At 71.2% G+C, this 18,117-nt stretch carries 20 protein-coding genes; 13 read left to right on the forward strand and 7 right to left on the reverse strand.

Annotation, left to right across the window (positions count from 1 at the left end; all coding sequences use genetic code 11):
• Nucleotides 1–3 precede the first annotated feature (3 nt).
• Together T9R20_RS16160 and T9R20_RS16165 are read left to right on the forward strand one after the other, a co-directional pair.
• Complete coding sequence (locus T9R20_RS16160; RefSeq protein ID WP_322410361.1) at nt 4–576, forward strand: YdeI/OmpD-associated family protein; 573 nt, start codon at nt 4–6, stop codon at nt 574–576.
• Nucleotides 573–701 carry a hypothetical protein gene (locus T9R20_RS16165; protein WP_322410362.1) on the forward strand — a complete coding sequence of 43 codons (129 nt, stop codon included), beginning with the start codon at nt 573–575 and terminating at the stop codon, nt 699–701. The genes T9R20_RS16160 and T9R20_RS16165 overlap by 4 nt, the downstream gene beginning before the upstream one ends.
• A 206-nt stretch (nt 702–907) precedes the next feature.
• On the opposite strand, the gene pyrE is transcribed toward T9R20_RS16165, so the two are convergent.
• On the reverse strand, nt 908–1,486 hold the full coding sequence (gene pyrE / locus T9R20_RS16170) for an orotate phosphoribosyltransferase (RefSeq protein ID WP_322410363.1): 579 nt from the start codon (nt 1,484–1,486) through the stop codon (nt 908–910).
• 40 nt (nt 1,487–1,526) lie between these two features.
• On the opposite strand from pyrE, the gene T9R20_RS16175 reads away from it, so the two are divergent.
• The 3 genes from T9R20_RS16175 (at nt 1,527) to T9R20_RS16185 (ending at nt 5,614) form a co-directional block, all read left to right on the forward strand.
• A complete protein-coding gene (locus tag T9R20_RS16175; protein WP_322410364.1) occupies nt 1,527–2,375 on the forward strand; it encodes an exodeoxyribonuclease III in 849 nt (282 codons plus the stop codon).
• 117 nt (nt 2,376–2,492) lie between these two features.
• Complete coding sequence (gene crtI, locus T9R20_RS16180) at nt 2,493–4,157, forward strand: phytoene desaturase family protein (protein ID WP_416182919.1); 1,665 nt, start codon at nt 2,493–2,495, stop codon at nt 4,155–4,157.
• The gene (locus T9R20_RS16185) at nt 4,154–5,614 is read left to right on the forward strand and encodes a carotenoid oxygenase family protein (protein WP_322410366.1); all 1,461 of its coding nucleotides are present in this window, start codon (nt 4,154–4,156) and stop codon (nt 5,612–5,614) included. Before crtI ends, T9R20_RS16185 begins: the two co-directional genes overlap by 4 nt.
• 9 nt (nt 5,615–5,623) lie before the next feature.
• On the opposite strand, the gene T9R20_RS16190 is transcribed toward T9R20_RS16185, so the two are convergent.
• Nucleotides 5,624–6,193, reverse strand: a complete 570-nt coding sequence (locus T9R20_RS16190; RefSeq protein WP_322410367.1) for a hypothetical protein — start codon at nt 6,191–6,193, stop codon at nt 5,624–5,626.
• 45 nt (nt 6,194–6,238) lie between these two features.
• On the reverse strand, nt 6,239–6,487 hold the full coding sequence (locus T9R20_RS16195; RefSeq protein ID WP_322410368.1) for a hypothetical protein: 249 nt from the start codon (nt 6,485–6,487) through the stop codon (nt 6,239–6,241).
• A gap of 143 nt (nt 6,488–6,630) precedes the next feature.
• Here T9R20_RS16195 and T9R20_RS16200 point away from each other — a divergent pair, with 143 nt between their 5' ends.
• Complete coding sequence (locus tag T9R20_RS16200) at nt 6,631–7,953, forward strand: sensor histidine kinase (RefSeq protein ID WP_322410369.1); 1,323 nt, start codon at nt 6,631–6,633, stop codon at nt 7,951–7,953.
• Entirely contained in the window at nt 7,950–8,789 is an 840-nt protein-coding gene (locus T9R20_RS16205; RefSeq protein WP_322410370.1) for a response regulator transcription factor, read from the forward strand. Before T9R20_RS16200 ends, T9R20_RS16205 begins: the two co-directional genes overlap by 4 nt.
• A 13-nt stretch (nt 8,790–8,802) precedes the next feature.
• On the opposite strand, the gene T9R20_RS16210 is transcribed toward T9R20_RS16205, so the two are convergent.
• Entirely contained in the window at nt 8,803–9,426 is a 624-nt protein-coding gene (locus tag T9R20_RS16210) for a dihydrofolate reductase family protein (RefSeq protein ID WP_322410371.1), read from the reverse strand.
• A gap of 117 nt (nt 9,427–9,543) precedes the next feature.
• The gene (locus T9R20_RS16215) at nt 9,544–10,113 is read right to left on the reverse strand and encodes an NADPH-dependent FMN reductase (protein WP_322410372.1); all 570 of its coding nucleotides are present in this window, start codon (nt 10,111–10,113) and stop codon (nt 9,544–9,546) included.
• Nucleotides 10,114–10,355: 242 nt separating this feature from the next.
• Between T9R20_RS16215 and T9R20_RS16220 the strand changes: the two genes are divergently transcribed.
• The 3 genes from T9R20_RS16220 (at nt 10,356) to T9R20_RS16230 (ending at nt 13,781) form a co-directional block, all read left to right on the forward strand.
• Nucleotides 10,356–11,240: an ABC transporter ATP-binding protein gene (locus tag T9R20_RS16220; RefSeq protein WP_322410373.1), complete on the forward strand. Its 885-nt coding sequence runs from the start codon at nt 10,356–10,358 to the stop codon at nt 11,238–11,240.
• Nucleotides 11,237–12,337 (forward strand): ABC transporter permease, encoded by a 1,101-nt coding sequence (locus T9R20_RS16225; RefSeq protein WP_322410374.1) that lies wholly within the window; start codon nt 11,237–11,239, stop codon nt 12,335–12,337. Before T9R20_RS16220 ends, T9R20_RS16225 begins: the two co-directional genes overlap by 4 nt.
• 76 nt (nt 12,338–12,413) lie before the next feature.
• The gene (locus T9R20_RS16230; protein ID WP_322410375.1) at nt 12,414–13,781 is read left to right on the forward strand and encodes a glucose-6-phosphate dehydrogenase; all 1,368 of its coding nucleotides are present in this window, start codon (nt 12,414–12,416) and stop codon (nt 13,779–13,781) included.
• Nucleotides 13,782–13,794: 13 nt separating this feature from the next.
• Here T9R20_RS16230 and T9R20_RS16235 read toward each other — a convergent pair whose 3' ends face one another.
• Nucleotides 13,795–14,193: a VOC family protein gene (locus T9R20_RS16235; RefSeq protein ID WP_322410376.1), complete on the reverse strand. Its 399-nt coding sequence runs from the start codon at nt 14,191–14,193 to the stop codon at nt 13,795–13,797.
• Nucleotides 14,194–14,286: 93 nt separating this feature from the next.
• Between T9R20_RS16235 and T9R20_RS16240 the strand changes: the two genes are divergently transcribed.
• A complete protein-coding gene (locus tag T9R20_RS16240; protein ID WP_322410377.1) occupies nt 14,287–14,853 on the forward strand; it encodes a helix-turn-helix domain-containing protein in 567 nt (188 codons plus the stop codon).
• Nucleotides 14,850–16,028 (forward strand): glycosyltransferase, encoded by a 1,179-nt coding sequence (locus T9R20_RS16245; RefSeq protein ID WP_322410378.1) that lies wholly within the window; start codon nt 14,850–14,852, stop codon nt 16,026–16,028. The genes T9R20_RS16240 and T9R20_RS16245 overlap by 4 nt, the downstream gene beginning before the upstream one ends.
• A gap of 181 nt (nt 16,029–16,209) precedes the next feature.
• Here the strand turns inward: T9R20_RS16245 and T9R20_RS16250 are convergent, their stop codons facing one another.
• Entirely contained in the window at nt 16,210–16,689 is a 480-nt protein-coding gene (locus tag T9R20_RS16250) for an ArsR/SmtB family transcription factor (protein ID WP_416182980.1), read from the reverse strand.
• A gap of 111 nt (nt 16,690–16,800) precedes the next feature.
• On the opposite strand from T9R20_RS16250, the gene T9R20_RS16255 reads away from it, so the two are divergent.
• Nucleotides 16,801–18,075: an MFS transporter gene (locus T9R20_RS16255; RefSeq protein WP_322410380.1), complete on the forward strand. Its 1,275-nt coding sequence runs from the start codon at nt 16,801–16,803 to the stop codon at nt 18,073–18,075.
• The last annotated feature ends 42 nt before the right edge of the window (nt 18,076–18,117 follow it).

Genomic DNA, 18,117 nt, shown 5'->3' on the forward strand with positions numbered 1-18,117 from the left:
AGGATGGGCGCCCTCGACGACGGCGAGAAGGTGACGGCGGCCGACGCCGTCGCCTGGCGATCGTGGCTCGCCGAGAACCACCGCATCTCGAAGGGTGCGTGGCTCGTCCGGCCGCGGCCCGGCTCGGGGCTCGAGCTCGTGGGCTACGAGGACGCGATCGTCCAGGCGCTGTGCTTCGGCTGGGTCGACGGCCCGGTGCGGGTGTTCGACGAGCAGACGAGCGGGCTGTGGTTCGCGCCGCGGCGGCCGACGAGCGGCTGGGCGGCGACGAACAAGGCGCGGGTGGCGCGGCTCGAGGCGGAGGGTCTCCTCGAACAGGCGGGGATCCGCGCGATCGAGGTCGCCAAGGCCAACGGCTCATGGAGCGTGCTCGACAACGCCGAGGCGCTGCGCGAGCCCGACGATCTCGCGGCCGCGCTCGACGCGGCGCCCGAGGCCCGCGCGGCGTGGGACGGCTTCCCGCCGTCATCCCGCAAATTCGGCATCACCCAGGTCGACACCGCGCGCCGACCCGAGACCCGCGCGGCGCGCATCGCGAAGATCGTCGCCGACGCGACGGAAGGGAAGCGCCCATGATCTCCGAGACCGAGCAGACGCTGCTGTTGGTCACCAGCGCCATCATCATCGCCGGCACTCTCGTGGTGCTGCTGTGGCAGCTCGTCCGCTCCCGCCGCGGGCGCGGTCCGCGAGACGGCGAGTAGCCCGCACTCTCGCGCCGAGATCCCGGCGGCGCTCGCCCCGCAGGGCGCTGGGGTGAGGACGGTCGGTCGGGGCGAGTACAGAAACGTCCGGAAAGTACTCGCGCGGGCCGAACCTACGCGGGCGGCGCGCGCGGCGCGCGCGAACGCGCGAGGTGGGCTCGCGGTCCGCGAGACGGCGAGGAGCCCCCGCCGAACGCGGGCACGGGCTACTGCGGCGCGAGCCCCAGGTCGTCGAGGTCGATCGCGGCGAGCCACTGCAGTCCGGCCGCCTCGACGGCATCCTGCGCCCCGGTCTTGCGGTCGACGATCACCGCGACCGCGACCGGCTCCGCGCCCTCGCGCCGCAGGGCCTCGACGGCCTTCAGCGCCGACTGGCCCGTGGTGGAGGTGTCTTCGACGACGACGACGCGCCTGCCCGCGACATCCGCGCCCTCGATCTGCCGGCCCCGGCCGTGGTCCTTCGGCTCCTTGCGGACGACGAATGCGTCGAGGGGGCGCCCCGCCCGCACCGACTCGTGCAGCACGGCGTTGGCGATCGGGTCGGCACCGAGCGTGAGCCCCCCGACCGCGACGACGCCGTCGACATCGCGGATGAGGTCGAGCATGATCCGCCCGATCGCGGGCGCCGCCCGGTGGTCGAGCGTGAGCCGGCGCATGTCGACGTAGTACGTCGCCTTCTTGCCGCTGGACAGGGTGAAGTCGCCGTGGAACACCGCCTCGTCCTGGATCAGGGCGATGAGGGCCTGGCGATCGGCTTCGAGCTCGGGCGTGGAGGCGACGGTCACGACGACGAGTCTAGATCCGGCGCGGTTCTACGCTGGAGGCATGCGCCTGGCCACCTGGAACGTCAACTCGATCCGCGCCCGCGTCGACCGCATCGTCGACTTCGCCGTCCGCGAGAGCGTCGATGTGCTGGCGATGCAGGAGATCAAGTGCAAGGCCGAGCAGTTCCCCTTCGAGCGCTTCGAAGAGGCCGGCTACGAGGTCCAGGCGCACGGGTTCTCGCAGTGGAACGGCGTCGCGATCGCCAGCAGGGCGCCGATCGAGGGCCTGCGCACCGCGTTCCCGGGGATGCCCGGATTCGCCAAGGGGCACGAGGGACCGGATGCTCCGCAGGAGGCGCGAGCGCTCGGTGCGCGCATCGACGGGGTCGAGGTGTGGAGTCTGTACGTGCCGAACGGCCGCGCGCTCGGCGACCCGCACTACGACTACAAGTTGCACTGGCTGGCCGCGCTCGAGCAGTACACCCGCGACGCCCTCGCCGCCGAGCCCCGTCTGCCGCTCGCGCTCGTCGGCGACTTCAACATCGCCCCCACCGACGCCGACAACGGCGATCCCGCGGTGGTGCCCGGATTCTCGACCCACGTCTCGCCGCCCGAGCGCGAGGCGTTCTCGGCGCTGCAGTCGGCGGGACTCACCGATGTCGTGCGCCCGCTCGTGCCCTCCGGCTACACCTACTGGGACTACAAGCGGCTCAAGTTCCCGCGGAACGAGGGGATGCGCATCGACTTCATCCTGGGCTCGGCGGGCCTGGCAGAGAAGGTCACCGGGGCCCAGATCCACCGGAACGAGCGCAAGGGCGAGCTCCCGAGCGATCACGTGCCGGTCGTCGTCGACCTCGACCTGAAGCCGCCGGTCGAGGAGGACGACGATCGCCCCATGATCTTCGGCTGAACCCCGCAGCGTCATCCCGCGACCCCCGGCGTCGCGGGCGGGCCGTATGCTAGCCCCACATCCTCGAAGGAGGAGCGCGATGGGGAGCGTGTCAGAAGCCCGGGGGACCTCTCCCGGGTGGGGAAGAGGTGCGGCCGCGGCCGTCATCTCCGACGTCGTGGTGCGCGTCGCACCGAACGGCCGCCGGTGACCGCCGGGGGCGCACGCGTCGTCGTCGTGGGCGCGGGCTTCGGGGGCCTCGCGGCCGCCGCCCGCCTCGCCGCCGCGGGGCACGAGGTCACGGTCCTCGAGAAGCGCGACCTCATCGGCGGACGCGCCTACCGGTACGACATCGACGGGTTCCGCTTCGACGGCGGACCGACCGTGCTCACCGCCCCGTTCATGTTCGAGGAGCTGTTCGCGCTCGCCGGCGAGAAGCTGTCCGACCACGTCGAGCTCGTCCCCCTCGACCCCTTCTACCGGGCGTTCGACGCGTCGGGCGGACGTTTCGACTTCCGTGCGTCGCTCGCGGACTTCCGCGAGGAGGTGGCGCGGCGAAGCCCGGCCGACGTCACCGGGTTCGACCGGCTGCAGCGGAAGATCAGCGGAATCTTCGACGCCTTCTACCCGTACACCGAGCGCTCCATGATGCAGCTGCATGTGATGCTGCGGATGCTTCCCTACCTGCTGCGCCACGGCGCCGCGCGCGGCATGCAGCACCTGGTGAACACGACCGTCCGCGACCCGTTCCTCCGCCGGGCGCTGTCGTTCCACCCGCTCCTCATCGGCGGCGACCCCGCCCGCACCCCCTCGCTCTACGCCCTGATCGCCGAGTTCGAGCGTCGGTGGGGCGTGCACTACGCCATCGGCGGCACGAGCGCGCTCGTCGAGGCGATCGGCGCACTGGTGCAGCGCCTGGGCGGCACCATCCGCTGCGGCGCCGAGGTCGACCGCATCCTCCTCGCCGGCGGTCGCGTCACCGGCGTGCGGCTGGTCGACGGGTCGGAGATCGAGGCCGACGTCGTCGTCTCGGGTGCCGACCCGGGCGCGACGTACGAGCGCCTGCTCGCGGCGGCCCCGCAGGCGGCGGCGTCGCGGATGCGGATGCGACGGAGCACGCCGAGCATGTCGCTGCACGTGCTGTACTTCGGCGCCGACCGCACCTGGCCCGACACTCCGCTCGCTCACCACAACCTCCTCCTCGGCGGAGACGCGCGGGCGGTCATGCAACGCGTCTTCCGTCCGAAAGCCCGCGACCTCGAGAGCAGTGCGCATCTGACGGCCGACGACCTCTTCCTCTACGTGCATGTGCCGACGCGCACCGACAGTTCCGTCGCACCGCCCGGATGCGAGGCGCTGTACGTGCTCGTGGCCTTCCCGGCCCTCCCCGCGCACGGGGTCCGATCGCCCGAGGCCGCCGCCCACGAGGCCGCCCGGGTGCGCCGTCTCGTGCTCGACACGCTCGACAGGCGCTTCCTCCCCGGCCTGTCCGACCACATCGTCGCCGAGCATGCGATCGGGCCCGAGCACTTCCGCGACGTCTTGCAGACGCCGCGCGGCGCCGCCTTCTCGCTCCAGCCCACCTTGTTCCAGTCGGGCTGGTTCCGCCCGCACAACCGCTCGCGGGCCGTCCGCGGCCTCTACCTGGTCGGCGCCGGCACCCACCCGGGGGCGGGGGTTCCCGCCGTCCTCGCCTCGGGCAAGATCGCGGCCGGCCTCATCGGCGAGGAGTACCCGCGCGCCACCGCGCGACGCGCCGGCGACGCCGACACCTCCCGCGTCGCGGACGAGGTGCCCTCGTGACCGCGGGCACGACGTCGCAGGGCTTCGCCGCCGGGTTCGGCGAGAGCCCCGAGGTCGAGATCGACGACGTGCCGGTCCGCGGCATCCTTCCCAACTGGCTGGAGGGGTCTCTGCTGCGCAACGGCCCCGGGTCGTTCCAGGTGGGCGAGCGGCGCTACCGGCACTGGTTCGACGGCCTGGCGATGCTCCATCGGTTCACGATCTCGCAGGGCGACGGCTCGGGGGGCCGGGTGTCGTACCAGAACCGGTTCCTCGAGACCGAGGCCTATCGCGCCGCGCGGGACGAGGGCCGGATCGCCTTCCCCGAGTTCGCCACCGACCCGTGCCGGTCGCTCTTCGCCCGCGCGATGGCGGTGTTCGATCCCAAGCCGACGGACAGCGCGAAGGTCAACATCGCCAAGGTGGCCGAGAAGTTCCTCGCCCTCGCCGAGACGCCGATCCAGGTCGAGTTCGACCCGGTGACCCTCACGACCGTCGGGGTGACCGGGTGGGACACGTCGAACTTCGGACGGATGACGACGGTGCACCCGCAGCTGGATGACGCGCGAGGCGAGGCGATCAACCTCGTCACGCGGTTCAACGCCTCGAGCCAGTACGTCTTCCGCCACCTCGACACCACGACCCCGGGGGCGACCCCGACGACGCTCGCGCATCGGCGCGTGGGCGAACCCGGATACATTCACTCCTTCGGGATGTCGGAGCGCTACCTCGTGCTCGCCGAGTTCCCCCTCGTGGTCAACCCCATCTCGCTCCTGCTGTGGTTGAAGCCGTACATCGAGAACTTCCGATGGAAGCCCGAGCGCGGCACGAGGTTCCACGTCTTCGACCGCGAGACCGGCGCGCACGTGAAGACCGTCACCTCGGCCGCCTTCTTCGCCTTCCACCACGTCAACGCTTACGACGACGGCGACGAGGTCGTGGTGGACCTCGTCGGCTACGACGACGCGTCGGTGATCGAGGCGTTCTACCTCCACCGGCTGGAGGAGCCCGACGCCCGCATCCCTCCCGGGACGCTCCGCCGCTTCCGCCTGCCGCTGACGGGCGGTGCGAGGACGGTGACGGGCGAGGAGATCTCGTCGACGCCGATCGAGCTGCCGAGCCTCGACTACGCCCGCATGAACACCCGCCCCGATCACCGCTACGTCTACGGCGTGAGCCTCGGCGACCGGCCGGGGTTCTACGACCGGCTGGTGAAGATCGACAACCGCGACGGCACGACCCTGACCTGGCACGCCGAGGACTGCTTCCCCGGCGAGGGAGTGTTCGTGGGGCGCCCGGGGCGGGAGGCGGAGGACGACGGCGTGGTGCTGTCGGTGGTGCTGGATGCCGCGGCCGAGACGTCGTTCCTCCTGGTGCTCGACGCCGCCTCGTTCACCGAAGTGGCTCGTGCAGAGCTGCCGCACGCGGTGCTGCACGGGTATCACGGCCAGTTCTACGGCGACGTGCGCCCCTCCTGACGCGGAAATTCATTCCTCGACGCCGGGCGGCTCGGGCGTGCAGCCGGGCGGCTCGGAGTTGCCGCTGATCGCGAAGTCTTCGCAGTAAAGCCACTCCGACTGCGTCACGCCGAGCACGAACGACACGATCGCGATGCCGCCGACCACCCCGAGGATGAGCCACCGCGTGCTCCGTCGCGTGAAGGACCGGAAGTCGGGCCAGACGATCCGCACCAGCACCCACATGGTGAACGGCAGCGCGACGATGACCATGAGCACCGCGCCGACGCTGACGAGGAGGACCCCGAGGTTTCTCTCGTCCTCGTTGAAGACGTACGACAGCACGATCCACAGCGACGGCACGAGCAGCAGCAGTGCTCGCCCGAGCTTGCCCCCCACGGGCGCGCGCTCCACCAGCACGAACACGAGCGCCGCCGTGGAGGCCGCCCACAGGGTCAGCAGCTGGTCGAAGAACAGGTCGCCCCAGGCGCCGAGGGTGAAGGCGGGCCACCACACCACCAGCGACATCCCGACCATGACGACCCCGATCGGGACCGCACGATCCTGCGCCGCGGGCTTCTGGATCTGCTGTTCGCTCACCCGCCGCACGCTAGCAGCGGTTGGCTCGCGGCTGTTGTCCCGCCCTCAGCCGCGCAGCTGCGTGGCGAGGTAGCGCGCCGGCTTGAGCGACAGACGCGGCTCGGCCTCGCGTAGCGTCTTGATGACGAGCAGCTCGTCGTCGGATGAGACGCCGGCCTGGGCGATCACCTCGCGCGCCCAGTCGCGTGCCCGTACCGTCACGGGCACATCCGCGTCGCCTCCGGGGAACAGCTCGGCGAGCTCCCGCCGAGGGTCATCGCGATCGCCCCAGATCAGGTTGTCGAGTTTCGCCATCATCCACTCCTCTCGTCCTGGTGAAGCCCTCGTGTACTCACCCTCTCATCGCCGTCGGACGCGCACCTCCCTCACCGGGGGGAGACCTCGCGGTCCGCCCTGCGGGGGATGCCCGCGCGCTGTCGCGCCCCTACCGTGGGAGGATGAGCGCCGCCACTGCCGCCCTGAGACGTACCCCGCCGACGCCGAACGACCTCCGCGCCGACCTCGGCCTCGCGCTCGGCCTCTTCGTCGGCGCGGTGCTGAGCGCCGCCCTCGGCTCCGTCGCGGGCGTGTACGGCACCGGCACCGCCGAGATCCAGTGGTCCCTCCTCTACAGCGCCGCCCTCACACTCCCCCTGGCCCTCCGGCGACGCTACCCCGAGATCGTCGCCGTCACGGCGTCGCTGGCGTACTTCATCGGCGTCAGCGTACGGATCCCTGAGATCTACGTCGGCAACATCGCCGTCTTCATCGCGTTCTACACCGTCGGCGCCTGGGTCGACGACCGTCGCCGCGCCTCCATCGTCCGGGTGCTGATCATCATCGGCATGTTCCTCTGGCTCCTCGTCACGACCTTTCAGTCGGCAACGGCGCCCACCGACGACGGGTTCTCGCGCGAGGGTGTGTTCTCACCGTTCGTCGCCTTCATGCTGATCCAGTTCCTCGTCAACGCCGCCTTCTTCGGTGGCGCGTACTACATGGGCGATCGCGCGTACGCCTCGGCCCTGCAGCGCCGCGCGCTGGAGCTGCGCACCGAAGAACTCGAACGCGAACGCGAACTGACGGCGGCGCAGGCGGTGGCGCTGGACCGGGTGAAGATCGCCCGCGAGCTGCACGATGTCGTCGCCCATCACGTCTCGGCGATGGGGGTGCAGGCGGGTGCGGCGCGCGCGGTGATCGAGAAGGATCCGGATGCCGCGCGCGCGGCCCTCTCCGGAGTGGAGGCGTCGGCGCGGTCGGCTCTCGCCGAGCTGCGTCACCTGCTGGAGACGCTGCGCACCCCCGATGCCGGGGCGACCGAGGGGTCCACCCTGTCGCTCGACGATCTGACGAGCCTCGTCCGTCACGCCGAGGAGAACGGCCTTCCGACGACCTTCACCGTCGTCGGCGACCGGACGCCGGTCCCCTACGTGGTGCAGGTGAACCTCTACCGCATCGCCCAGGAGGCGCTCACGAACGCGCGTCGTCACGCCGGGCCCGACGCGCGAGCCGACGTGCGGCTTCGGTACTCCTCCGACAGCGTCGAGCTCGAGGTCACCAACACCGGTCGCGTGGCCGCCTCCCCGCGCCCGGGGCTCGGGCTGGTGGGAATGCGGGAACGGGCGGCAGCATCCGGCGGCAGCCTGGAAGCCGGCCCCCGTCCGCGCGGTGGGTTCCGGGTTCGCGCCCACGTGCCGTTGTCGACCCCGACGTCGCCCGCCCCGAGGCCGCCGGCGACGCCACGCGACGGCGAGATCGCGGTCGCCGGAGGTACCGCCCGATGATCCGGGTGCTCCTCGTCGACGATCACGCCGTCATGCGGGCCGGGTTCCGGATGATCCTCGAATCGGAGGATGACGTCGCGGTGGTCGGGGAGGCCGCGAACGGCTCCGACGCGGTCGCCGCGGCATCCGCTCTTTCTCCCGACGTGATCTGCATGGACGTGCAGATGCCCGGGATGGACGGGATCGCGGCGACGCGGGCGCTCGTCGCCGCCGGCTCGGACGCCGCCGTGCTGATCGTCACGACCTTCGACCGCGACGACTACCTCTTCGAGGCGCTGTCGGCGGGGGCCAGCGGATTCCTGCTGAAGAACGCCGGACCCGAGGAGCTCGTCCACGCGGTGCGGGTCGCCGCCGCCGGCGACGCCCTGCTCGCCCCCGAGGTCACGCGCCGCGTGATCCAGCGGTTCGCGGGTGGCGGGGACTCGGCGCCGAACGCGGCGACTCGCCCGGCCCCGGCCAGCCCGGCCACCCTGCCCTCCCCGGCCATCCCGGCCATCCCGGCCATCCCGGCCATCCCGGCCGAGGAGAATCGGCCGAGCGGCGGACAATTCGCGTCGGATCGTCCGCGTCCGGGCCGATTGTCCTCGTCCGGACCGACGCCGGCGGCGGCCGACGCCGCGCCGGGCGCGCCCGCCGCACCCGCCGTCGAGCTCACCGACCGCGAGACCGAGGTGCTGCGCCTCGTCGCGCAGGCGCTCAGCAACGCCGAGATCGCCGAGCGCCTCTTCATCGGCGAAGCCACGGTGAAGACCCACGTGTCCAACGTGCTGCAGAAGCTCGGCGCCCGCGACCGGGTCGCCGCGGTGGTCTACGCCCACCGGCACGGCCTGGCCTGACGCGGCGCGGCGCTCAGTCGTCCATCGTGCCCGTCCGGAGCGGGCCGGCGGGGCCGTAGCGGAGCAGAACGGCCCCCTTCTCCGACACGACGGGGTCGCCCAGGAGCGCGAGGGTCGCGGGCGCCGCTCCCTCGGGGAACACCTTCTTCCCGCGGCCGATCACGACCGGGTAGGTGTAGAGCCGGAGCTCGTCGTAGGCGTCGGCGGCCAACAGGGACTGCACGAAGTCGACACTCCCGACGACGTGGATCTGCTCGTGCACGTCGCGAAGCGCCTGCACGGCCGCCACCGCGTCGGCGCCGAGATGCGTCGACCCCTCCCACTCCAGCACGGGAGCGCCCCGGGAGGCGACGTACTTCGGGATGGACGCGAACTTCCGGCCGATGCGGCCCGCGCCGTCGCCCTCGACGTGGTGCGGCCAGTACCCCGCGAAGATGTCGTACGTCCGGCGACCGAGCACGAGTGCGTCCATCTCGTCGATGCCGCGGGTGATCTCGCGCCCCTCGATCTCACCCATCACCGGCGCCTGCCAACCGCCGTGGGGGAAGCCGCCCGAGCGGTCTTCGTCAGGCGCTCCAGGCGCCTGGGCGACGCCGTCCAGCGAAACGAACAGGTCGATGATGATGCGTCCGGCCATGGGCCCCCCTCGGCGTCGTGCTCACGTCGATAGCCATCCTGGTCCCCAAAGACCCCCGCCGGAAGAGCGACAGCCCCGGCCCGCCGAAGCGGTCCGGGGCTGTCGAACGGGGATCCGTCAGGCGCTGACGAGCTCGTGCGCGTAGCGGTCGACGAGCGCGTTGAACGCCTCGAGGTAGCCGACGAGGAACGCGGCGGTCTCGTCGCTGGTGACCTCACCCGAGTCGGTGAACAGACCCGGGGTGGTCTGGATGTAGCCCTCGGGCTGTCCGAGCGCCGGGGCGTTGAAGTGGCTCAGGATGGCCTTGAGGTGCTGCTGACCCGCAGCGGTGGCGATGCCGCCCTGCGAGGTGCCGATGACGGCGGTGGGCTTGCCGTCGAACGAGTTCTGGCCCCAGGGGCGCGCCGCCCAGTCGAGGGCGTTCTTCAGGACGCCGGGGATGGAGCGACTGTACTCGGGGGTGACGATGATCACACCGTCCACGTCCGCGAGCGCCTGCTTGAAGTCACGTGCGACCTCGGGGTAGTCGGCGTCGTAGTCGGGCGAGTAGAACGGCAGGTCCTTGATCGGGATCTCGACGAGGGTCGTGCCCTCGGGGGCAAGACGGGCGAGGGCCTCGGCCAGGCGCCGGTTGATCGACGTCGACGAGATGCTCCCGACGATGTACCCGATGGTGCGGTTGCTCATTGAGTTCTCCTCCATAGATGGCGTCTCCCGGCGGGAGACCGCCGTCGGACATTCCATGCACGTGCAAGCACCAGCCTCGCAGATCTATTCCCGCGTATGGAAATCTCTCTCGACGTCGAGGTATCCCCCGCAGGGGGGAGGACCGGGGCGGGGGCGAAACCCACCCCGGGACGGATGTCGCGGCGCCGCGCCGTCCGTAGCGTCGATGTCATCCCGGCCGATCCCGACTCGAAGGAGTATCCATGCTGGAACTGAGAGGCATCACCAAGGCGTACGGCGGCCGTCGCGCGCTCGACGACGTGTCGTTCGACGTGCGACCCGGACGGCTGACGGGCTTCGTCGGCGGCAACGGCGCCGGGAAGACCACGACGATGCGCATCATCCTGGGGGTGCTCGCGAAGGATGCCGGCACCGTGACCCTCGACGGCTCACCCGTCACCCCCGCCGACCGTCGCCGCTTCGGCTACATGCCCGAGGAGCGCGGGCTCTACCCGAAGATGAAGGTGCTCGAGCACATCGTCTACCTCGCGCGGCTCCACGGCTTCTCCAAGGCCGACGCCACGGCGCGCGCGACGGCACTGCTCGAGGAACTCGGCCTCGGCGAGCGCCTCGGCGACAACGTCGAGACACTGTCTCTGGGAAACCAGCAGCGCGCCCAGATCGCCGCCGCCCTCGTCCACCAGCCCGAGGTGCTCATCCTCGACGAGCCGTTCTCGGGCCTGGACCCCCTCGCGGTCGACGTGGTCGCCGGGGTACTGCAGCAGCGGGCCGCCGACGGCGCGTCCGTCCTCTTCTCGTCGCACCAGCTCGACGTCGTCGAGCGACTGTGCGACGACCTCGTCATCATCGCCGGCGGCCGCGTGCGCGCCGCAGGCGCCCGCGATGCGCTCCGCGCCGAGCACTCCGCCCACCGCTACGAGCTGGTGTCGGCCGGCGACGCCGGGTGGCTCCGCGACGAGCCGGGCGTCACCGTCGTCGACTTCGACGGCGGGTACGCCGTGTTCGACGTCGAGTCCGAAGACGCCGCGCAGCGGGTGCTCCGCCGCGCGGTGACCCAGGGGGATGTCGCGAGCTTCGCCCCGCAGCATCCCACCCTCGCCCAGATCTTCAAGGAGGTCATCCAGTGAGCACGTCCACCCTGCCCACCGCGCCCAGCACCGCGCAGAGCGTCTGGCTCGTCGCCGAGCGCGAGATCGGGTCGAAGCTGCGCAGCAAGGCGTTCATCATCTCCACCGCGATCCTCATCCTCGGCGCCCTCGCCCTGGTGATCTGGGGCGGGTTCACCGCGGGGAACTCCTCGGGCACCCCCGTGGCGGTCACCAGCAACGCGTCGCAGTACGTCGACGGCGTCGAGGGGCTCGAGGTCACCGACGTGACCGATCGCGCGCAGGCGGAGGACCTCGTCGCCGCCGGCGACGTCGACGCCGCGATCGTCGGCGACTCCTCGTCGCCGCTCGGCTTCGTCATCATCGCCGACTCGAGCGCCCCCACCGAGCTCATGCTCACGCTCGCCCAGGTGCCACCGGTCGAACTGCTGAACCCGGATGAGACCAACCCGGCGCTGCGTTACTTCGTCGCCCTCGGGTTCGGCATCGTGTTCCTCCTGGCCGCTTCGCTCTTCGGCGGCACGATCGCGCAGAGCGTCGTGGAGGAGAAGCAGACGCGCGTGGTCGAGCTGCTGATCTCGGCCGTGCCGACCCGGGCGCTGCTGGCGGGCAAGGTCATCGGCAACACGGTCCTCGCGGTGGGCCAGATCCTCGTGCTCGCCGCCGTCGCGGTCGTCGGACTCACCGTGACCGATCAGACCGCGCTGCTGCAGGGCCTCGGGGCGCCGATCGCCTGGTTCGCCGTGTTCTTCCTCTTCGGCTTCGTGCTGCTGGCGGCGCTGTTCGCCGCGGCGGCGGCCATGGTGTCGCGGCAGGAGGACATCGGGTCCACCACGACGCCTCTGACGATGCTGATCATGGCGCCGTACTTCCTGGTGATCTTCTTCAACGACAACTCGCTGGTGCTGACGATCATGTCGTACGTGCCCTTCTCGGCCCCCGTCGGGATGCCGATGCGGCTGTTCCTCGGCGAGGCGCAGTGGTGGGAGCCGCTGGTGTCGCTGGCGATCCTCGCGGCGACCTGCGTCGCGGCGATCCTCGTCGGCGCGAAGATCTACGAGAACTCGCTCTTGCGCATGGGGGCACGCGTCAAGCTGCGGGAGGCGCTGGCCGCCTGAGGCGCCGCGCCAGAGGGGGATGCCGGAGCTCCGGCATCCCCCTCGTCTCGTCGTCCGCACTCAGTAGGGTGGGCCCATGAGCCCTGACCTGACCACGCTGATCATCCTCGGGGCGTCGGGAGACCTGACGTCGAGGCTCCTCCTCCCGGCCCTCGGGCAGCTGCTCACCCGCGAGCCCGACCGGAGGATCCACCTCCGCGGCGCGGGGATGGACGACTGGGACGATGACCGCTGGCGCGAGGTCGTGAAGGCCTCCTTCGCCACGACCGGGTCGGAGAAGGCTTTCGCCTCGGTGGCGGCGACGACCTACACGAAGGCCGACATCACCGACCCCGCCGACCTGACCACGCTCCTCGGCGGCAACGACGGCCGAGTCGCGCTCTACTTCGCCGTGCCGCCGGCCGTCACCGAGCGCGCGTGCCAGGCGCTCACGACCCTCGAGGTGCCCGAGGGGCTCATCCTCGCCATCGAGAAGCCGTTCGGCAGCGACGAGGCCACCGCCCACGCGCTGAACGAGACCGTCGCGAAGATCGTGCCTGAGTCGCAGATCTTCCGCATCGACCACTTCCTCGGTCGCTCCACGACCCTGAACATCCTGAGCGCCCGGCTCGCCAACCGGGTGCTCGAGCCGGTCTGGTCGGCCGAGCACATCGAGGCGGTCTTCATCGGCTACGACGAGACCCTCGGGCTCGAAGGTCGCGCCGGCTACTACGACCACGCCGGGGCGCTCGTCGACATGATCCAGAGCCACCTCCTGCAGGTGCTCGCGATCGTGGCGATGGAGCCCCCGGCGTCGCTGTCCGAGATCGACTTCCGCGAGGCGACCGGCGCGGTGCTGCGCGCGACGCACGTGTGGCAGGGCGACCCCGTGGCATCCTCGCGCCGCGCGCGATACACCGCGGGTGTCGTGCAGGCCCGCCCGCTGCCCTCCTACGTCGACGAACCGGGCGTCGACGCCGCGCGCGACACCGAGACCCTCGCCGAGGTCGACTTCGAGGTGCGCAACGCCCGGTGGCAGGGGGTGCCGTTCACCCTGCGGTCGGGGAAGGCTCTGGATGATGCCGAGCGCGAGGTCATCGTGCGCTTCAAGCCCGTGCGGCACCTGCCCCAGGGGCTCACCGGCAGTACCGCGCCTACGGTGCTGCGCTTCGCGCTCGGCCCCGACCGGATGACGCTCGAGATGAACGTCAGCGGAGACGGCGACGCGTTCGAACTCGAACGTTCCTCCCTCGTCGCCGATCTCGGCGAGGGGACGCTGAAGGCCTACGCCGAAGTGCTGTCGGGGATCCTCGACGGCGACGCGATGCTCGCCGTGCGCGCCGACGCCGCCGAGCAGTGCTGGCGGATCGTGCAGCCCGTGCTCGACGCGTGGCGGAGCGGCAAGGTGCCCCTCGACGAGTACCCCGCCGGCACCGACGGACCGGAGGGATGGCCGCGGCCCTGACCCGGCGCAGCCGTCATCCGCGCAGATCGTCGTCCTGGATCACGGCGAGGACGTTGCCGGCGGGGTCGCGGAACCAGGCGATGTCGGGTCCGTTGTCGCCACCACGGAGGATCCCGCGATGATCGGTGGGGAACTCGTCGTCGGAGTAGATCTTCGTCGTCACGCCCCGCCCGTTCAGGTCGTCGACTGCGGCATCGAGGTCGGCGACGGGGAAGTTGAGGATCGTGAAGCTTGCCGGCTCGTGGTTGGACTTGCTGTACGCCAGGATGTGCGCTCCCGACGCGAGAGCGATGTCGAGGAAGCCCATGGGGTCGTCGCTGACGCTCAATCCGAGCGTGTCGCCGTAGAAGCGTCGCGCTGCCTCGATGTCGTCGACGCTGAAGCCTGAGAAGGCGTGGTCGGTGGTGAACATGAATCCTCCCGCGTGGTTTGGTGACAGCATCCTCTCCGCGACATACGACGTCCAGACTTGACACCGATTGAACACTTGTTCAATGCTTGCGGCGTGACGGCTTCCACGGCAGCATCCGACACCACCCGCGAGCGCATCCTCACGGCCGCGCTCGCCTGCTTCGCCCGCGACGGGTTCGCGAGCTCCGTTCGCACGATCGCCGCCGAGGCGGATGTGAGTGCGGCCCTCGTCATCCACCACTTCACCGACAAGGCCGGCCTCCGACGGGCGTGCGACGACGCCGCGCTCCACGCCGTGACCCACAAGGGCGCGCTCGACGACGAGGGGAGCCGGCGCGTCCTCGCCGAGCACCTCACGCCTCACGTCCGCTACATCTCCCGCGCGTTGATCGAGGGCGGCGACGGCGCGGCCGCGCTCTTCGATGCGCTGGTCGCATCATCCGATCCCCTCCTCGACCAGGTGGGGCTCGCCGATGCCTCGGCGGCTGCGCGTGAGGACGCCCGTGTAGCCCTCACCGCGTACTCGCTCGCCCCGCTTCTGCTCGGCGGGCTCATCGCCCGGCGCTTCGGGCGCGACGAGGTGGACGCCGACGTGCTCCTGCGCCTCGAGGCGGGCCTGGCCGCCGTCGGACCCCTGCTCGCCCGAGGGGTGCACCCGTGAAGCTCCTTCTCCTGACCGCGGGGTCGCGCGGCGACGTCGAGCCCTTCGCCGCTCTTGCCCGTCGGGCTCAGGAGCGCGGCCACGAGGTGGTGCTCGCGCTCCCCGACAACTCCGGCGTCGACCTCGACGGGATCCAGACGGCTTCGGTGGGGGCGGACTTCCAGGCCATGATCGCCGCGCAGGGGACATCCGTCGGCCAGGCGCTGCGGAACTTCTCGTCGGTCGTGCGGCCGACCATGCGCGCGGTGATCGTCGGGTCGGCCCGGGTCGGACTCGACCACGGGGCTGACGCGGTCATCGCCCACCCGAAGGTGCTTTCGGCGCCGCTCATCGCCGCACGTCTCGGGGCGCAGCTGTTCGCCGTCGAGACCGTGCCCACCACCGTTCCCACCCGCGACTTTCCGGCCGCAGGCACGGTACCGTTCGACCTCGGCCCCCTCAACCGCCTGACGTATCGTGCGGGCGGGGCCGCCGCGTCGATGTTCCGGCGAGAGCTGCGCGAAGCGGCGCGGGTGCTCGGCGATCCTCGGCCGCGCGCGGCGCGAGCCACGCTTCTTCCGGTCAGCCCGCTGATCCTCTCGCGCCCGGCCGACTGGCCGCCGACAGCTCATCTCACGGGCGCCTGGACGGGGCGCCCCGGCGGGCGATCGGAAGCCGCCGTGACGGCGTTCCTCGCCCGCGGTCCGTCGGTGTCGGTGGGCTTCGGGTCGATGGCGCAGGGCGACCCGTTCGCCCGCGGCGCGGCGTTCGTCGCGGCGGCACGCGAGCGCGGACGGCAGACCCTGGTGCTCCGCGGGTGGGGCGGCGCCGACGTGCCCCCCGAACTTCTCGGCGACGACGTACTGGTCATCGACGGCGCTTCGCACGACCAGGTGTTCCCGCGGGTAGAGGTGGCCGCGCATCACGGGGGTGCGGGCACCTCTCAGGCGGCGGTAAGGGCAGGTACGCCGTCGGTGGTCGTGCCGTTCCTGGCGGATCAGCCGTTCTGGGCCCGCACGCTGCGGGCCCGCGGCCTCGCCCCCGGCCCGCTCTCCCGGCACCGCGTGACGGCACGGCACGCAGGTGACGCGATCGACGAGGCGCTCCGGTGTCGGCCGCGCGCGGCCGAGCTCGGCCCCCTCGTCGCCGCGGAGGACGGCACGGGGCGCGCGCTGGAGCTGATCGAGGCGGCGTAGGCCGATTGCGCCCGGCGGCGGCTGTCCCGAACTCCTGCAGATTCGGCGATCCCGGTCGTGCAGGCGGTCGGATCGGGGGTCAGGGTGCGGGATTGCCGGAGTTGGGGACGGCGCGGCAGGCGATCACCGCGCCCCGGGAGGCCGAGATCGGGGTTTCTGCTGCGGATTGCAGGAGTTCGGGTCACTCGCGCCCCGCCCCGGGCGGGTTCTTGTCGGAGTGCAGCACCGTGAAGAGCGAGTACGTCTCGCCGTCGGGGTCGGGCCCCCGCTCCTTGAACTCGTTAGCGAGGGCGTACAGCCGGTCCTGGAGTTCGCGCCTATGGGCCTCGTTGAGCTTCAACCCAAGCCACGTGGCATCCAGATCATCGTCGGCGAGGCCCTCGATCTGCTGCAGGAACGTCTCGACCAGCACGTGCGAGCCGCCGGGCATCGACGTCCGCCACGACAGCCCCGTCGCCCGGTACGGCACCTCGCGCGCGCCCTGTGCGCCGGTGCGCTCCGCCTCGGCGACGAGGTATCCGGTGCCGACGAGCGTGCGGACGTGGTGGAGCATCGTCCCGGGGTTCACCCCGAGCAGTTCGGCGAGCTCCTTATTGGTGCGCGCCTCGAAGGCGCACAGCCGCAGCACCCGCAGCCGCAGCGGCGAACTGAGGGCGCGCATGCGAGCCTCGGCCTCGGGATCCCCCGGCCGCAGCTCGACCCGTTCGCGACTCACAACCACACCCAACCACACCGATTGACTTTTCTCAATCAGCCCTTCACACTGATCGACATGTCTCAACCAGTCGCCGCCGAGACGGCACCGAAGGGATCTCTCTGGCGCGACCGCAACTTCCTGACGATGTGGACCGGCCAGGCCTTCAGCCAGTTCGGCTCGCAGATCACCGAGCTCGCGATCCCGGTGCTCGCCGTCCTTCTGCTCCAGGCGACCGAGTGGGAGGTCGGCGTCCTGGGCGCCGCCAACGTCGCCGCGTTCCTCATCGTGGGCCTTCCCGCCGGCGCCTGGATCGACCGGATGCGCAAGCGCCACGTGATGATCTGGGCAGACCTCGTCCGGGCGCTCGCGCTCGGGTCGCTCCCGGTGCTGTGGTTCGCCGGCATCCTCGAGATCTGGCATCTCATCGTCGTCGCGCTGGTGATGGGGGTCGCCACGGTCTTCTTCGACGTGTCGTACCAGAGCCTCATCCCCTCGCTCGTGCGGCCGGGTCAGATCGCCGAGGCCAACGGCAAGCTCGAGGCGACCCACCAGGTCGCGGGGCTCGCGGGCCCCGCAGTGGGCGGATGGCTCGTGGGAGTCCTGGCCGCCCCCGTCGCCATCCTCGCCACGGTCGCGACCTACCTCGCCTCCTTCGTCGCCCTGCTGTTCACCCGCGACCACGAGCCGCCCCACGAACGCGAGAGCCGCCGGCCGCTGCACCGCGAGATCGGCGAAGGACTCGGGTGGGTGTTCGGCAACCCGCTCCTGCGCCGCATCGTGTGCACCACCGGCACGGCGAACTTCTTCGGCACGATCGCCACGACACTGCTGCCGATCTTCGTGCTGCGCGAGCTCGGCCTCTCCCCCGAGATGCTGGGCATCGTCTTCTCGCTCTCGGCGGTCGGGGGGCTCCTCGGCGCGATCGCGACACCCCACATCGTGATGCGGATCGGCGAGGCCCGCGCCATCCCGATCAGCGCCCTCATCTTCTGCGTCGTCCCCTTCTTCCTGCCCGCGATCTCGCTCGTGCCGGCGCTGGCGTTCCCGCTGCTGGTCATCCAGTTCTTCGCACTGAGCTTCTCGGTGCTGCTGTACAACATCACGCAGGTGACGTTCCGTCAGCGCATCACCCCGGCCCGTCTCCTCGGACGGATGAACGCCTCGATCCGCTTCGTCGTGTGGGGGGTGATGCCGATCGCCGCCCTCATCGCCGGCGCGCTCGGCACGTGGATCGGTACCGTGCCGACCCTGTGGATCGCCGCCGCGGGCGAGCTGCTCTCGTGCCTGTTCGTCGTGATCGGGCCGTTCTGGGCGATGCGGGAACTGCCCGACGCGCACGCGGAGCAGTAGTCGCCGGCGCCTTCGACGGCAACCTCCGGCCCGCGCCGGCCG

This window comes from Microbacterium invictum, from assembly GCF_034421375.1.
In the GTDB taxonomy this organism is placed as follows: Bacteria; Actinomycetota; Actinomycetes; order Actinomycetales; family Microbacteriaceae; genus Microbacterium; species Microbacterium invictum_A.

Bases quoted from the DNA above. Each gene is read 5' to 3' on its own strand.
- T9R20_RS16235 (WP_322410376.1), bottom strand. From the start codon at position 14,193: ATGTTCACCACCGACCACGCCTTCTCAGGCTTCAGCGTCGACGACATC.
- T9R20_RS16255 (WP_322410380.1), top strand. From the start codon at position 16,801: ATGTCTCAACCAGTCGCCGCCGAGACGGCACCGAAGGGATCTCTCTGG.
- T9R20_RS16160 (WP_322410361.1), top strand. From the start codon at position 4: ATGGGCGCCCTCGACGACGGCGAGAAGGTGACGGCGGCCGACGCCGTC.
- T9R20_RS16175 (WP_322410364.1), top strand. From the start codon at position 1,527: ATGCGCCTGGCCACCTGGAACGTCAACTCGATCCGCGCCCGCGTCGAC.
- T9R20_RS16220 (WP_322410373.1), top strand. From the start codon at position 10,356: ATGCTGGAACTGAGAGGCATCACCAAGGCGTACGGCGGCCGTCGCGCG.
- T9R20_RS16210 (WP_322410371.1), bottom strand. From the start codon at position 9,426: ATGGCCGGACGCATCATCATCGACCTGTTCGTTTCGCTGGACGGCGTC.
- T9R20_RS16195 (WP_322410368.1), bottom strand. From the start codon at position 6,487: ATGGCGAAACTCGACAACCTGATCTGGGGCGATCGCGATGACCCTCGG.
- T9R20_RS16215 (WP_322410372.1), bottom strand. From the start codon at position 10,113: ATGAGCAACCGCACCATCGGGTACATCGTCGGGAGCATCTCGTCGACG.
- T9R20_RS16165 (WP_322410362.1), top strand. From the start codon at position 573: ATGATCTCCGAGACCGAGCAGACGCTGCTGTTGGTCACCAGCGCCATC.
- T9R20_RS16250 (WP_416182980.1), bottom strand. From the start codon at position 16,689: ATGCGCGCCCTCAGTTCGCCGCTGCGGCTGCGGGTGCTGCGGCTGTGC.
- T9R20_RS16200 (WP_322410369.1), top strand. From the start codon at position 6,631: ATGAGCGCCGCCACTGCCGCCCTGAGACGTACCCCGCCGACGCCGAAC.
- T9R20_RS16205 (WP_322410370.1), top strand. From the start codon at position 7,950: ATGATCCGGGTGCTCCTCGTCGACGATCACGCCGTCATGCGGGCCGGG.
- T9R20_RS16230 (WP_322410375.1), top strand. From the start codon at position 12,414: ATGAGCCCTGACCTGACCACGCTGATCATCCTCGGGGCGTCGGGAGAC.